Genomic DNA, 14,590 nt, shown 5'->3' on the forward strand with positions numbered 1-14,590 from the left:
AAAGAACATACCGGTCCTGCTCGGCCTTCTCGGCTTCTACCACCGCAACGTGCTCGGCTACCCGTCGCGGGCAATCCTGCCCTACGACCAGCGCCTGTCGCGTTTCCCCGCCTACCTGCAGCAGCTCGACATGGAATCGAACGGCAAGGCGGTGACGCTCGACAGCAAGCCCGTGGAATATTCGACCGGTCCGGTCGTCTGGGGCGAGCCCGGCACCAACGGCCAGCACGCCTTCTACCAGCTCATCCATCAGGGCACCGACGTCATTCCGGCCGAGTTCATGATCGCCGCCAACGGCCATGAAAAGAACCTGCGTCACCAGCACGAGCTACTGATCGCCAATTGCCTGGCCCAGTCGGAAGCGCTGATGAAGGGCCGCACGCTCGCGGAAGCCAAGGCGCAGCTGACAGCCAAGGGCATGGCGGACGCGAAGGCCGATAGGATCGCGCCGCACCGCGTTTTCACCGGCAACCGCCCGTCGCTGACGATCGTCTACGATCAGCTCGATCCCTTTGCGCTCGGCCGCCTGATCGCGCTCTACGAACACCGGGTCTTCGTCGAGGGCGCGCTCTTCAACATCAACTCCTTCGACCAGTGGGGCGTCGAGCTCGGCAAGGAACTGGCAACCGGTCTGCTGCCGGTCGTCGAAGGTAAGGAGAGTGCTGCCAGCCACGATTCTTCGACGGCAGGTCTGGTCGCGGCCCTGCTGAAGGCCGCTCGATAGCAACCGAGATTTCGGGCCGATCGCGCCCTCCATCGCCTGCTACCGTCACAAGATCTGGCCGCTGCTGCCGAATTGTCATTTCGGGATCTTTGCGATCGCTGCATGCCTTGCAGCTTTCACGGTTTCCGGCAGAAGCCTATTATCGACCACAACCTGCTTTGTAGCCTCGTCTCCGCCCACAACGTGGTCGACATCGCCCATCAATGCATCGAAGCCTTGTTTCGCAACGAGGACACGATCATTTTTGCGACTTCTGCCGATCGGGGAGTTCCCCATCCCGGCATTCGCGTGGAAGTCGGTGTCCGTTGCACCTGGCAGCAATGCGGTCACTGTGACTCCGCTTCCCCTAAGTTCCTCCCGCAGGGATTCTGCGAACGAGAAGCCGAACGCCTTCGAAGGTCCGTAGGTGGTTTCGAATGGTGTTGGTGAAGTCGCCGATATCGACGACACGACGAGGATACGGCCTTTCCCCCTTGCCACCATATGTTTCACGACGTGTTTGGCCAGATGCACGGTTCCGGTCACGTTGACCGCAATCACGCGAAGTTCGTCCTCGAGTGGAGTGTCTGAGAAGGCTCCTCCGACTGCTATGCCGACATTCAAGGCACACGCTTCGATTGGTCGGCCGAGGTCGATGACAAAACGCCAGAAGCCTTCCACACCCTCATAGGTTCCGGCGTCGGCCTGAAAAGGGAATGCCTCGCCGCCTTCCTGGCGAAGCTGCACAGCGGCCTCAAGTATTCTCTCGCTTGAACCAGAGATTGCGACATCGAACCCATTTTGCGCAAATTGCTTGGCAAGCTCCAAGCCGATACCTGACGAAGCACCTGTCACCATCGCAAGCGGACGACCGTTCATTTTCAACTCCAATTCAATTCCACGGGGAGATTTCATCGCTAGGCGATCACGCGGACAACGAACGGATCACCACTTTCCGAATCTAGGGGACGGGGCATCTGACGTGGAGAATGGACGGGTTCAACATGGCGATGAGCCGAGTTCATCACTGAATCCGGAACAGACGGCGGTAAATCCCGCCTGGGACTAATTGCACGTCAGCCCCAATAGCGCGTCAAATCTGACCCGCGCAGCATTTTTCGGAACTGACGTCCCAACTCCAAGACCCGGTTTGCGGTCGCGCCGTGTTGTCGCTGCCAACTACTGGCTGGCAAGCTCCGGCAATTCCACCATATCGTCGAACAGAACTTCTGGATTAAGTGCAGCAAGCGCCATCCGGTGGCGGTAATTTCGCGCATGGCTGCCGCCGGCAAAGGCAAAGACCCTCATGCCCGCTGCCTTTGCCGCTTCGATCCCGGCCGGACTGTCCTCGACGACGACGCAATCCTTGGGAGCAAACCCCATTTCCCGACAAGCGTAAAGGAACAGATCCGGTGCCGGCTTGCCCTGTGTCACCATCGTAGCGGAAAAGATATTCGGTTCGAACGTATCGATGAGACCGGTAACGGTCAGCGACAAGCGGATGCGTTCGGGCAGGCTCGAAGAGGCAACGCAGGAGGCCGCCCCCAAAAGTTCTACCGCTGTCCGAACTCCGGCAACCGGCCGAAGCTCACGCCGAAACCTTTCGTACAGCCGCTGGCGCATGTCGTGGAGAAACGCCTGATTTGTCGCGAAACCGTAGTCTTCATGGAGGATCGCCGACATGCTTTTAAGACTGCGCCCAAGAAAACGTTCGTTTGCCTCTTCGGCTGATATTGTCACGCCGGCCGAGGAAAGCAGTTCCACCAACATCTGCAGAGAGATCGGTTCGCTGTCGACCAAAACGCCGTCGCAGTCGAAGATCACCAGCCTATGCGCTGCGTCCGCCATCGCACTTCACCCCTCCAATTTGCCGTTCAGATAGTGTTGGAGCGTAGAGCGAGTTCCTTCAGACTGGAGCGAATGCAGGGCCTTGGCAAACCGCTGTCTGAAAACATTGGAAGCAGCAACATCACCGAAAATATCCTCGAGTTTGAGGAACGCATACGGATCGGTCTTCGCCTCGATCGCCGCAGCGCGGAGGCGTTCGATGTTTGGGTCGTTGAAGGCGATGGCCTTGCCGCTGTCGGTAGTGCCGGCAAAGTAGCGGCACCAAAGCGCCGAAACGAGCGAAAGACCGCGACATCTTTGCCCCTCGCCAGCCGATCGGCGGTCGACGGCAGGATGAATTTCGGCTGGCGATTGGAGCCGTCCTGCGCCAGCCGCGGGATCGTGTCGCCGATCTTCGGGTTCGAGAAGCGCGTCTCGATCAGCTTGTAGTAGTCGCCGAGGTTGGTGTTCGGCACCGGCGGGATGACCGGAATGATCTCGTCATGCTCGAGCTTGGAGAGAAAGGCGCGGATCAGCGGCTCTTCGATTGCCTCGGGCACGAAATGGATGTCGAGAAGCGCCGCGGGATAGGCGATCGCCGCATGGCCACCGTTGAGGATGCGGATCTTCATGTGCTCGTAGGGTGCTACGTCGGGCACGAACTGGACACCCACCTTCTCCAGAGCCGGCCGTCCGAGCGGAAAATGTCTTCGAGCACGCATTGCTTGAACTCTTCGCAGAACACCGGCCAGGCGTCCTCGATGCCGTAGTCGTCGGCGACGATGGCGATCTCGCGCAAGCCGGTTCCGGCGTGATCCGGTCGACCATGCCGTCCGGAAAGGCGACATTGGCTTCGATCCAGTCGGCAAAGACGCGGTCATGAAGACGGGCAAGGCCGGAAACCGCCGCATGAGTGACCTCGCCATTGCCGGGAATGTTGTCGCAGGACATCGCCGTGAAGGGCGGGACGTTCTTGTCGCGGCGGGCTTTCAGGCCGGCGACGATCAGCCCGAACACGGTTTTCGGTTCGGGATTGGCCGCATCCTCCGCGATTGCCGGATGCTTCGGATTGAACGCCCCCGACGCCGGCTGGCACACAAATAGGGGCCAGCCGCATGTCTCTTGGCGTGCTGTAGCCCTTCACACCGGGCCGAGCGCTTCGATCGCGGAGGCAGGCCTGGAAATCGCCAGCATTTTACCCGGCTCTAAGCGACCTGATGACCACGCAGGTCGCGGCCGAACGCCTTTCCTCTCTTCGAGTCGGTTGGGCACGTGGCCGCGGTCGCAAACACCGTGTGCTGGCTTCCTCAAGCGATACGGACCATCCGAACGAAGCGCACTGCAAGCCTATCGCTCTGGAGTAATGTGCTCTTGCTCCTGGCCGTTACACTCTGGTGCATCTATGGGCTCGGGATCGGGGCCGTCCCTGTATGATCGCGAACGCATGCTCGATAGTTCTGATCAGCATCATCATCTTCTTGAAAGTTAGACACGGATAGCGCCTTCGTTGGAGCGGCACCCGAGTGGAAACGACCCTAACCGCGCGCAAGCAAGTGGTGGGTCCGAGCGGCTGCGATATCGGCGACCACCGAAAGCGCGATCGCCGAGGCATCCCTAGCTTTGCCAAAGATCCCAATGGGCGCTTTGATGCGAGCTATATCCGCCTCGGCGACGCCAGATTTGCGTAGCGCAGCGACGCGCTTCTCATGCGTTCTTTGGCTTCCAAGCGCGCCGATGTAGAACGGTCTCGAAATCAGTGCCGCACCCAGGATCGGCAATTCACGATCAAGATCGTGAAGGAGAAGCGCGACGGCTGAGTTCTCATCGATCATCGAAAGGAAGGGACCGGGGTCCTTTTGCGGGTCTGCGGCGTGAACCTCGAAACCGGCCGCTTGGGCAACCCGCACCGTCATCGTCATTTCGATGGCACTTCCGCAAACGAGCAGGCGAGCGCGCGGACGGTATCCGGTTACAAAAGCGCCGCCTCTCCAGCCGCTTCGACTGTCGCCGACGACTTGGTGAACAACAGCTTCCAGCTTTGGATCGTATTCGAGCCCCGCGGGGCGTCGAGCCGCCAGTTCCGTCAAAATCCGGCCAACAGCGTCCGTGCTGCGCAAAATATGGATCGACAGACTGATCCCGCCACCGCACGGCAAAACAATGTCGAAGAATGGCGATCCCTGCCCCAGGCGCAGTACTCGATCATGTCCCGCGCGAAGGGTTTCAACGGCCTCGGCTGCTACAGCCGGCTCGGTGCAGCCACCTGAGACGAAGCCACAATAGAGACCGTCAGCGCGCACCGCCATCTGAGCTCCGAGCGGCCTAGCACTGCCACCCGTTATCTCCACCAGGGTCACTAAGGCGACTGGCATACCGTCGCGCGCCGCTGCATAAGCGTACTCGAGTATTTCGATCGGGTCGTCGGTCAAGAACGCGATTTTGGGCGCTGCGTTCTCGAAATTGCGACTATCAGCCTTTACCCTCCCCGCTGAGCGTTCCGTCATCATTTTTCGCCGAACAAGCGATCAATCTGCCCCGCCACTTCGGCAATGCTCTGAGTGGCGTCAATACGTCGGAGCAACTGCCGCGACTCATAAAAAGGCAGCAACACCATGGTCGCGCGGGTGAAGTCGTCGACTCTCCTTCTAAGTGCTTCGCTATTGTCGTCCGAGCGGACTTGAACGCCTGAACTCTTGGACTGGGCAACTCTCTTGGCTATTCGCTCAGCCAGTTCGCCAATCGCAATGTCAAAGACCACCACATGGTTCAATGGCTCGGCCATTTTTTGTAGAAGGACTTCGAGGGCGCGCGCCTGTTCCAAGGTTCTTGGGAAGCCGTCCAAGATGAATCCTTGCGCTTCGGCTTTGTGCGAGAGGGTTTCCTCGACCAAACCTATCACGACCTCATCGGGGACGAGTTCGCCGCTGTCTACGGCTTCTTTGGCTTTCAGGCCGAGAGGTGTCCCCTTTGCGATTGCTTGACGTAAAAGATCGCCTGTTGAGATATGAAGTAGACCGTAGTCTCGGACGAGGCGCTCCGCTTGCGTTCCCTTGCCCGCTCCGGGAGCGCCGATAAGGACCAAATTGACCATCGTCAGATTCCTTTGCACATATATTCTGTTTTCGGGGATGTCATGCTGGCCGTCCTCAGAGGCATTGTCGCCGTCAGCGCCTCCCGCGCACATCGACTTCAAACGGTGATGTCCAGCAGAAGAACGCGGTGAACGAAATTCCACGCCCAGCATCGATGGCCACCGCCGAGATTGTTTCGACGGCGGCCTTTGTTTAGCTTGTCAAAGCGTCGCTCATGACAAGTGGTCCCAGTACCCGCCTGGCCGCGTCGCCAAAATGATTGGGTCGCCGCGAGGCACGATTGACATTCACATGGATGAAGAAGCCCTCTGCCGCCGCGATCTCGTCGTCGTTGCGGAAAAGTCCGATCTCGTATCGAACGGACGAGTTACCAAGTTTCGCGACCCGAATTCCCGCAGTGATAACATCCGGGAATGCCATCTCAGCATGGTAGCGGCAGCCAGTTTCGACAACGAGAAAGATTTCTGAGCCGCCGCTTATGTCCAACACTCCGTTCTCGATCAGAAATCCGTTCACTGCGGTGTCGAACACGCTGTAGTGAACGACATTGTTCATGTGCCCGTAGGTGTCGTTGTCCGACCACCGTGTCCCTATCGTCCGAAAGACTTGGTAGGCCGACCGTTTGCTGGGCTCTATCCGTTCCTTCATCACCAAGCCGCCTTGTAAATGAAGAGTGCGTCCGCTTCGCTCACATCGCGTGGGTTGTTCGCCAGCAGCCGCGTTTGCTTCATGGCGTCACGCGCCATTGCTGTCAGGCTTTCCTCCCCAATGCCGACGTCACGCAGACGAGACTGCAACCCGAGCCCCGCGGAGAGTGCCGAAAGCCGTTCGATAAACGCAGCACAACGTCCCTGAACGCTTTGCTCAGAGGCGAGGTCCGGAAAGACGTCTGTGGCTACCTCGGCATAAGCCGGAGCAGCTTGAGGAGCATTGAAGCGCAATACATGCGGCAGCACGAGCGCGTTCGAGAGGCCGTGCGGAACGTGGAAGGTCCCGCCGATGGGATAGGCGAGCGCATGCACGGCGGCGACGGGCGAGTTTGCGAACGCCTGCCCCGCGAGCATCGACCCGAGAAGCATTGCGCCTCTCGCTTCCCGATCCTTGCCGTCGAGTACAGCCGTTTCAATGTTTGATCCCAGAAGCTGCAGGGCTTGCCTGGCGAGCAATTTCGACAAGGGGTTGTTGTTCGCGTTCTTGGACGTGTAGGCCTCTATCGCATGCACCATCGCGTCAACGCCCGTGGCGGCTGTGATGTGAGGCGGAAGGCCCACCGTAAGGTCCGCGTCGAGTATCGCCACATCTGGCAGGATAATCGGCGACGAAACACCGCGCTTCTCATCGCCCCCAACCGTGATGATGGAGACCGGTGTGACTTCCGATCCGGTGCCGGCTGTCGTTGGAATGAGCGCCAGAGGGAGCCGCGGTCCCTTTGCGTTCCCAACACCCCAGGCTCCGTCGACGTCTTCGCCGGAACCGCAGAGAAGGGCGACCACCTTCGCCACATCGAGGGACGAGCCGCCGCCGAAGCCGATGACACCGGTCACTCCAGCCGCCTTCGCAACGTCCGTGGCTGCGAGAAGCGTTGTAAGCGAAGGGTCTGCTTCGACGCTGTCAAATATGATCACGTCGATTCCCGAGTTCGCCAGGGATTTCAGGGCAAGGTCGCAGAGGCCGAGCCTGCGGAGTCCTGTGTCGGTGACAAAGAGGATGCGGTCACCGAGCTTGTGCTTCACTAGACCGCCGATTTCGGACGAAGCACCAGGCCGAAAAACGATCTGGGCGGTCGTGCTGAAAACAAAGGGATTCATGCAAAACTCCATTCTGTATACTTAGTTACGCCGCTGGAAGCCTCTCACGAAGCTTCACTCGCAGGATCTTGCCTGATCCGGTGCGCGGAATTTCATCCACGACGTAGATCCGATCGGGAATCTTGTATGCGGACAGACGTGCCTTGCAGTGGCCGATGAGGTCATCTTGGTCGAGCGTGGCTGCAGTTTTGAGTACCACGCAGGCGACCGGTACTTCTCCCAACATGGCATGAGGCATGCCTATGACTGCGCAATCCATCACTGCATCGAGGAGAAGGATCGTCTCCTCGACTTCCGCCGGCGCGATGTTCTGCCCACCGCGAATGATCAACTCTTTCAGACGGCCGGTGATCGTCAGGAAGCCGTTCTGGTCGCATCTCGCCAAATCCCCGGTGTGATACCATCCGTCTATGACAACCTTCTGCGTCTCCTGGGGCTTGTTGTGATAACCCTGCATCAGGTTGGGACCCTTGCAGATTAGCTCGCCTTCCATATCGACAGGCATGTCGAGACCTGTGTTGGGGTCGACAAGCCGGACACTTAAACCCGGCAGGGGCAAACCACAGGAACCCGAAACACGCCATTTGCCTGGCCAATTCATGGTAACCATCGTCGAGGTCTCGGTAATGCCGTAACCGTCAAGCAGAGGGACACCGAAGAAATCCTCGAAATCGTTGTTCAAGCTGCCTGGCAAGATTGCTCCGGCGGATACACAAAGCCGAACCGAAGATAGGAGTCTTTCGCCGCTCGTCTGGCATGCCGATAGGAAGTAATGGAAAACCGTCGGAACGCCCGGCATGAACGTGAAGCGGCCTGTCCGAAGCAAGTCCGTGGCTTGAGAAGTCGAGAACTTCTCCATGATGTACTCACTCGCACCAGTGGCGATGATTGAGAGTACTGCGATGTTCAACGCATATGAATGATAGAGGGGTAGCGTATTCAAGACGACGTCGTTTTCGCTCAACCCTGCGATCGGCGCCCAACACGATGCAGTGACCCACAACATCGATCGCGTCGATAAAAGCACTCCTTTGGGCTGCCCCGTCGTTCCCGACGTGTAGACGATATAGGCAGGCCGGTCGATATCCCGGTCGTCCTCAAAAGACGTAGTGGAAACGTCCAACTGAATCTGAAAGTCAGCGTTATCGCTCTCAGTCACAACTAAGGTAGAACGGCCCAGCCGCCGCACCAATTCTTCCGCCATCGCTCGCTTTTCCGGCGGGACCACCAAGAACGCGCAATCGGCATCTGTGACTCGATAGCTAAGTTCTGCTTCCGTAGATTCAATGCTGACGGGAACTGCGACGCCTCCAGCGCGCACGGCCGCAAGACACGCGACGACCCAATTGACAGAGTTCGGCAGAAAAATCGCCACAGCCTGTCCCTTTTCGAGACCCATAGCGATGAATTGAAAGGCCAGGTTCCGTGTCTCGCTTTCCAGACCTCGATAGGAGACGGACCGCCTCCTGTCCTCGAATGCCAGCTTTTCGGGGTACAGGCCGGCATTCCGCCGGAGCATCTCTCCGACGGGCGCGATAAGCTCAAAGTGTATCATGTTTCCTCCTCCCGCTCCTTCGGTTAGACCATGCAGAAGCCGCCGTTCACGCTGATAACCTGCCCCGTCACCCAAGACGCCGCCTCTGAAGCCAGGAACGTAACCATCGGAGCAACGTCATCAGGTTTTCCGATCCGGCGGAGCGGATAGGCCTTGACGATCTTGTCGAGGTTCCGGGCTAGGAATTCGGGGTCGGAATGGGACGTCTCGATCAAACCGAGCGACACGGTATTGACGGTGATATTGTTGCGGCCAAACTCCCGGGCCAAGGACTTTCCAAGCGCTATAGTGCCGCCCCGCGCAGCCGCGGCGAGCGCCAAATTGGCCTCCCCAATTCGCGAGCTGTCACCCACGAGATTAATGATGCGGCCGGAGTTCTGTGCGATCATTGATGGCGCAACCGCATGGCAGCAGTTGATCGCGCCGTAGAGGCATACGTCGATCTGCTTCTTCCAGTCCTCCGGAGTCGATTCCACGAACCGCTGGTATTTGACGTAGCCGGCATTGTTGACCAGCACGTCAATCGTTCCGAAATCCGCATGCGCGGCAGCGACCATCGCCTTGACCTGTTCGTTGTCACTGATGTCGGCTTGGTAGGCTTTGGCCCTTCCGCCAGCGTCCTTGATGGACCTGACAACGGACTCGGCCTCCGCTTGCGAGCGGCTATAATTGACCGCCACAATCGCGCCTTCGGCAGCGAGTGCGCGAGCGATGTCACCGCCAACGTCTCGCCCGCCGCCTGTAATCAGCGCGACCTTGCCATTCAGATTGGTTTGCACTGCGATATCTCCTTGAAGTCTTTGCTGCCCTCGGCAGCCCGATTTGCGGCCACACGATGTGGCGGCTTAATACGTCGAGGCGTGTTGGCTACCGCCCCAAGAATCGCGGCGACCGCTTTTCCTTGAAAGCCTTGCGCCCTTCGACATAGTCATGACTGGCGCTTGCCTCGTCGATCAACCGCTCGGCGGCGTTTCGATTTAGTTCGCCGCGCGCGCAGCCGTTCAGAATGAACTTGGCGCCCTTGATGGTAAGGGGAGCGCTCTCGGCCATTTCCGCAGCGCGATCACGGGCCGCGGCTTGCGCTTCCATCGCGATCTCATCGACGAAGCCAAGCGCAAGGGCCTCCTCGGCATTGAACCGCCGCCCCGTGTAAAGTATGCGCTTCGCCTTCGTGACGCCGACGAGTGAAAAAAGCTTACGCGTAGCGGAGACGCCGTAGACGATAGATAGACGCGCGGCCGGGATGCCAAACACGGCGCTGCTTTCCGCGATCCGGAAATCACAGGACATAGCGAGATGCGCAGCTCCACCCAGGCAATAACCCCGCAAAACTGCAATCGTCGGCTTCGAAACTCCGTAGATCGCATCACCCGCGGCATCGACGGCTACTTCGTAGCGCTTGCTTTCTTCAAGTCCCTCGCGAACTGCCTCGAACTCGCTGATGTCGGCTCCCGCTGAGAAATCAGCGCCAGCGCCCGTCAGGATGATCGACCGCACTGCGGAGTCGTGATTAAACCGTTCAAATAGATCCGCAAGCTGCTGCCACATCTCGTACGTAACAGCATTACGATGCTGAGGTCGGTTCAGCGTGACCAACGCAACCCCACCGGCATTCTCTACTAAGATGTTACTCATGTTCCCGCTCGCATAACGTCCTACTGCGCGCTAAGTCGCATCGGCATCTCGATTGTTTGGGGTGCCCGGCCCACGGATAGCCGGACACCGCTTGGCTTAGTTTTTGACCAGCGGGCACTGGCTTTCCGACAAAGGCCTAAAAGCCTTGTCTCCCGGAATAGTCGTAACAAGCTTGAGCAGATCCCATTCGCCGGTAGATTCTGCGGGCGTCTTGACCTGGTAGACGTACATATCGTGCACGAAACGGCCGTCCTCCCGGATCTTTCCGTTCTTCGCAAAGAAGTCGTTGACCGGCATCTCCTTCATTTTTGCCATGACCTGTCGAGTATCGGTCGTGCCCGCGGCCTGGACAGCCTGCAAGTAGTGCATCGTTGAAGAGTAATCCCCTGCGTCTCCCATATGGGGGGGACGGCCGACGCGTAGTTCAAACTTCTTGGCAAACGCTCTCGTTTCGTCGTCCCGGTCCCAGTAGAACGCGTTTGTGAGGATCATGCCCTGTGCGGTCTCCAAGCCGAGGGAATGTACATCGGTGTCCCAGACGAGCAGGCCTGCGACGATCTTTCCCGACGAGGTCAGGCCGAACTCGGCGGCCGATTTGACAGCGTTGACGAATGTCGTTCCTGATCCTGCCAAGGCAACGACTTGCGCAGGGGACGCCTGGGCCTGCAACATGAACGCGCTGTGATCCGAAGTCTCGATCGGATAGCGCACTGCTCCCGACACCTCACCACCGTTCGCCTTAACAATCTGCGTTGCATCAGCTTCGAGCGCGTGACCGAAGGCGTAGTCGGCAGTCAGGAAGAACCAGTTCTTCAACCCCTGTCGGATCAGCTCGTTTGCGGTTCCGTTCGCGAGAGCGTAGGTATCGTAGGAATAGTGAATGCTGTTTGGCGTACAGCTATCATTGGTCAGGCGGGACGAACCCGACCCGTTGACGATCGCGATCTTGTCCTCGTCTTTTGCAACCTGCGCGACCGCAAGCGCGATTCCCGAGTTGATCAAATTGTTGATCATCGTGACGCCTTGGGACTCGTACCACTCACGCGCTGTGGATACCGCGACCTCGGGCTTGTTCTGATGGTCGGCGACGACAACCTCTAACGGTCGATCCAGAACTTTTCCGCCGAAGTCCTCGACGGCCATCTTCACCGCCGCGATCGCCCCCTCGCCGGCTTCATGTGAAAACTGACCGCTAACATCGGTGAGCACGCCAATCTTTACAGGGCCCGCGCTTTGCCCCGCAGCTGGCATGGCTACAGTCCCGAACGCGGCAGCGCACGACAGCAACATCCTCAAATGTCTCATGATCCATCCTCCCAGTTTCGGCGTCTATGCCCTCAAAACGCCAACTTCGTAAACTTGCGCTATCATACTTGAACTCGCATGATCCTGTATCTTGATCGCTAATTCGTTGGGCGCATGATAAGTGTAAGCAGAAAATTTAAGTCAGCGCAAGCTTGCATTATTAGACTTGATGTGTTTTCCTGAATTCGCCTTCTCAAGCAAGCTGAAGGTTGCGGGCCGACTCTTGATCGCCCGCCGGAGGAGAAAAAAATTCGGTAAGGGAGGACTCGTGCCGGATAACGCACCCATCATCGAGGCGCGCGAACTGACGCGCGCATTTGGCGGCTTCATTGCCGTCAGCAACGTCAACCTGAAGATCAACGGCGGGACGATTCACGCGTTGATCGGACCCAATGGCGCAGGCAAAAGCACGCTCTTCAATCTATTGACGAAATTCCTCTCGCCGAGCAGCGGACGGATATTTTTCAAGGAGAGAGACATTACGAATATGGCGCCGGCGGAGATCGCTCGTCTCGGCCTTGTTCGGTCTTTCCAAATCTCATCGGTCTTTCCACACCTCAGCGCACATGAGAACGTCAGGGTGGCACTGCAGGCTCGCGAGCGCGAAACCTTCGCATTCTGGAAATCCAATAAGAACCTTCGACGGTTCAATGATGAAGCCACCGCCCTTCTCGAGAGCGTCGGCTTGGCTGATAAGGCTCGGACGAAGGCGAGCGAGCTGTCTTACGGACGAAAGCGCGCACTGGAACTGGCGACAACATTGGCGCTGGACCCGGACGTGCTACTCTTGGACGAACCCATGGCAGGCATGGGGACAGAAGACATCGGCCGAACGGCGGAACTCATTCGGACAGTCGGACGAGGGCGCACCGTTCTCATGGTCGAACACAACCTGGGCGTCGTCGCAGATCTTTCCGATAAGATCACAGTTCTAAGGCGCGGTGAGGTCATCGCCGAGGGGACCTATTCCGAAGTCTCCGCAGACGATGAAGTCCGCAAGGCGTATTTGGGAGGAGCCCATGGCTGAGATCCCGCTCCTAGCAATCGAAAACCTTGAGGCATGGTACGGCGAAAGCCATGTGCTGCATGGAGTCAACTTCGACGTCAAGAAAGGTGAAGTCGTCACGCTCATCGGCCGCAACGGCGCGGGAAAGACGACGACACTTAGGAGCCTTATTGGCGTAGTCAATAAACGCCGTGGCACGGGCATCTACAAGGGCGTCGACCTTTTGACGGTTGCGCCACACAAAGTCGCGCGTCTCGGTATCGGCTACGTGCCTGAAGAGCGCGGGATCTTTTCGACGCTGAGTGTACTTGAAAACCTGCTGTTCCCGCCCGCCTGGCAGGCAGGCGGGATGGAGATAGATGAGATTTACGGTCTGTTTCCAAATCTGAAGGGACGCGACAACACCCCAGGAACGCGCCTATCAGGCGGCGAACAACAGATGCTGGCAATCGGACGCGTGCTGCGGACAGGTGCCGATCTCATCCTGCTCGACGAGCCGACCGAGGGCATCGCACCTGTCATTATCGAAGAGATTGGTGCGGCACTGCGCATCCTCAAGGACAGGGGCATGACCATCATCCTGGTCGAGCAAAACCTGCGCTTCGCTGCCTCCGTTGCCGATCGCCATTTCGTCCTCGACCAGGGGAAAGTGATCGACGAAATCCCGAACAGCTCGCTCGATGCCAACATGGATCGGCTGAACCGGTATCTTGGAGTTTAGACCATGATCGTATTCTCAAAACAGGTGGAAGCCGATGACTGAGATCTTCGGGGTTCCGACACCCGTCCTTGTCGGCCAGCTGCTGCTCGGCCTCATCAATGGCTCCTTCTATGCGCTATTGAGCCTGGGGCTGGCGATCATCTTCGGCATGCTGAATGTGATCAATTTCGCTCATGGCGCGTTCTACATGCTTGGTGGATTTGCCGCCTGGTTCCTGCTTTCGACGCTGGGCCTCAACTATTGGGCGACCCTTATAGCAGCGCCCCTGCTGGTGGGCCTAGTCGGCATTGTGGTAGAGCGGCTCTTCCTCAGGCGACTGTATCGGATGGACCATCTCTACAGCCTGCTGCTGACCTTCGGGGTAGCACTGATGATCGAGGGACTGTTTCGCCATATCTTCGGTGCGGCAGGCAAGCCCTACCCGGTTCCATCCGCACTTTCCGGAGGAATCAATCTCGGCTTCATGTTCCTGCCGATCTATCGCGCCTGGGTGATCGCGATCTCCCTCGTGATTTGTCTCCTGACCTGGCTAACCATCGAGCGCACGAAACTCGGCGCCTATCTGCGAGCAGCGACAGAGAGTCCATCTCTAGTACAGGCGTTCGGGATCAATGTCCCACTGATGCTGACACTGACGTATGCATTTTGCGTCGGCCTCGCGGGATTCGCCGGGGCCCTTGCAGCCCCCCTCTACCAGGTAAGCCCAGGCATGGGGTCAAGCATCATCATCGTTGTCTTCGCGGTTGTCGTCATCGGCGGCATGGGATCGATCGGTGGAGCCATCATTACCGCACTGGCCCTGGGTGTCATCGAGGGCCTGACGAAAACATTCTATCCAGCAGCGTCCTCGATCGCGGTGTTCGTCGCCATGGTCCTGGTCATACTTATACGTCCGTCCGGCCTATTTAGTCGCGAGGCATGATCATGAGTTCGACCCT

General features: G+C 58.3%; 14 protein-coding genes and 2 pseudogenes. 5 read left to right on the top strand and 11 right to left on the bottom strand.

Going from position 1 to position 14,590, the window contains the following annotated elements:
• Positions 1–724 (top strand): annotated as a pseudogene (locus ASE71_RS29360) (glucose-6-phosphate isomerase); the annotation flags it as partial.
• A gap of 75 nt (positions 725–799) precedes the next feature.
• On the opposite strand, the gene ASE71_RS29365 reads toward ASE71_RS29360, so the two are convergent.
• From ASE71_RS29365 to ASE71_RS29375, 3 genes and pseudogenes are all read right to left on the bottom strand, one after another.
• On the bottom strand, positions 800–1,582 hold the full coding sequence (locus tag ASE71_RS29365) for an SDR family NAD(P)-dependent oxidoreductase (protein ID WP_200949981.1): 783 nt from the start codon (positions 1,580–1,582) through the stop codon (positions 800–802).
• Between the two features lie 300 nt (positions 1,583–1,882).
• Positions 1,883–2,551 carry an HAD family hydrolase gene (locus tag ASE71_RS29370; protein WP_060521592.1) on the bottom strand — a complete coding sequence of 223 codons (669 nt, stop codon included), beginning with the start codon at positions 2,549–2,551 and terminating at the stop codon, positions 1,883–1,885.
• Positions 2,552–2,557: 6 nt separating this feature from the next.
• Positions 2,558–3,616: pseudogene (locus ASE71_RS29375) on the bottom strand (mannitol dehydrogenase family protein); the annotation flags it as partial.
• Between the two features lie 186 nt (positions 3,617–3,802).
• On the opposite strand from ASE71_RS29375, the gene ASE71_RS37690 reads away from it, so the two are divergent.
• Entirely contained in the window at positions 3,803–3,964 is a 162-nt protein-coding gene (locus ASE71_RS37690; RefSeq protein ID WP_082566539.1) for a PQ-loop domain-containing transporter, read from the top strand.
• A gap of 101 nt (positions 3,965–4,065) precedes the next feature.
• On the opposite strand, the gene ASE71_RS29380 is transcribed toward ASE71_RS37690, so the two are convergent.
• From ASE71_RS29380 to ASE71_RS29415, 8 genes are all read right to left on the bottom strand, one after another.
• A complete protein-coding gene (locus ASE71_RS29380) occupies positions 4,066–5,037 on the bottom strand; it encodes an XdhC family protein (RefSeq protein ID WP_320410644.1) in 972 nt (323 codons plus the stop codon).
• On the bottom strand, positions 5,034–5,774 hold the full coding sequence (locus ASE71_RS29385; protein WP_244496954.1) for an adenylate kinase: 741 nt from the start codon (positions 5,772–5,774) through the stop codon (positions 5,034–5,036). The genes ASE71_RS29380 and ASE71_RS29385 overlap by 4 nt, the downstream gene beginning before the upstream one ends.
• Positions 5,775–5,814: 40 nt before the next feature.
• Complete coding sequence (locus ASE71_RS29390) at positions 5,815–6,270, bottom strand: acyl-CoA thioesterase (RefSeq protein WP_060521595.1); 456 nt, start codon at positions 6,268–6,270, stop codon at positions 5,815–5,817.
• Positions 6,270–7,430 (bottom strand): iron-containing alcohol dehydrogenase, encoded by a 1,161-nt coding sequence (locus ASE71_RS29395; RefSeq protein ID WP_060521596.1) that lies wholly within the window; start codon positions 7,428–7,430, stop codon positions 6,270–6,272. The genes ASE71_RS29390 and ASE71_RS29395 overlap by 1 nt, the downstream gene beginning before the upstream one ends.
• 25 nt (positions 7,431–7,455) lie before the next feature.
• Entirely contained in the window at positions 7,456–8,985 is a 1,530-nt protein-coding gene (locus tag ASE71_RS29400) for a class I adenylate-forming enzyme family protein (protein ID WP_060521597.1), read from the bottom strand.
• Positions 8,986–9,008: 23 nt separating this feature from the next.
• Positions 9,009–9,764, bottom strand: a complete 756-nt coding sequence (locus ASE71_RS29405; protein WP_060521598.1) for an SDR family NAD(P)-dependent oxidoreductase — start codon at positions 9,762–9,764, stop codon at positions 9,009–9,011.
• An 88-nt stretch (positions 9,765–9,852) separates the two neighbouring features.
• The gene (locus tag ASE71_RS29410; RefSeq protein ID WP_060521599.1) at positions 9,853–10,620 is read right to left on the bottom strand and encodes an enoyl-CoA hydratase-related protein; all 768 of its coding nucleotides are present in this window, start codon (positions 10,618–10,620) and stop codon (positions 9,853–9,855) included.
• Between the two features lie 96 nt (positions 10,621–10,716).
• Positions 10,717–11,925, bottom strand: a complete 1,209-nt coding sequence (locus tag ASE71_RS29415; protein ID WP_060521600.1) for an ABC transporter substrate-binding protein — start codon at positions 11,923–11,925, stop codon at positions 10,717–10,719.
• A 268-nt stretch (positions 11,926–12,193) separates the two neighbouring features.
• Here ASE71_RS29415 and ASE71_RS29420 point away from each other — a divergent pair, with 268 nt between their 5' ends.
• From ASE71_RS29420 to ASE71_RS29430, 3 genes are read left to right on the top strand one after another with little or no spacing between them, the layout of a single operon-like run.
• Entirely contained in the window at positions 12,194–12,952 is a 759-nt protein-coding gene (locus tag ASE71_RS29420) for an ABC transporter ATP-binding protein (protein WP_060521815.1), read from the top strand.
• The gene (locus tag ASE71_RS29425) at positions 12,945–13,652 is read left to right on the top strand and encodes an ABC transporter ATP-binding protein (RefSeq protein WP_082566541.1); all 708 of its coding nucleotides are present in this window, start codon (positions 12,945–12,947) and stop codon (positions 13,650–13,652) included. Before ASE71_RS29420 ends, ASE71_RS29425 begins: the two co-directional genes overlap by 8 nt.
• Before the next feature lie 34 nt (positions 13,653–13,686).
• A complete protein-coding gene (locus tag ASE71_RS29430; RefSeq protein WP_060521602.1) occupies positions 13,687–14,574 on the top strand; it encodes a branched-chain amino acid ABC transporter permease in 888 nt (295 codons plus the stop codon).
• Positions 14,575–14,590 lie beyond the last annotated feature (16 nt).

The organism is Ensifer sp. Root954 (assembly GCF_001429005.1).
In the GTDB taxonomy this organism is placed as follows: domain Bacteria; phylum Pseudomonadota; class Alphaproteobacteria; order Rhizobiales; family Rhizobiaceae; genus Ensifer; species Ensifer adhaerens.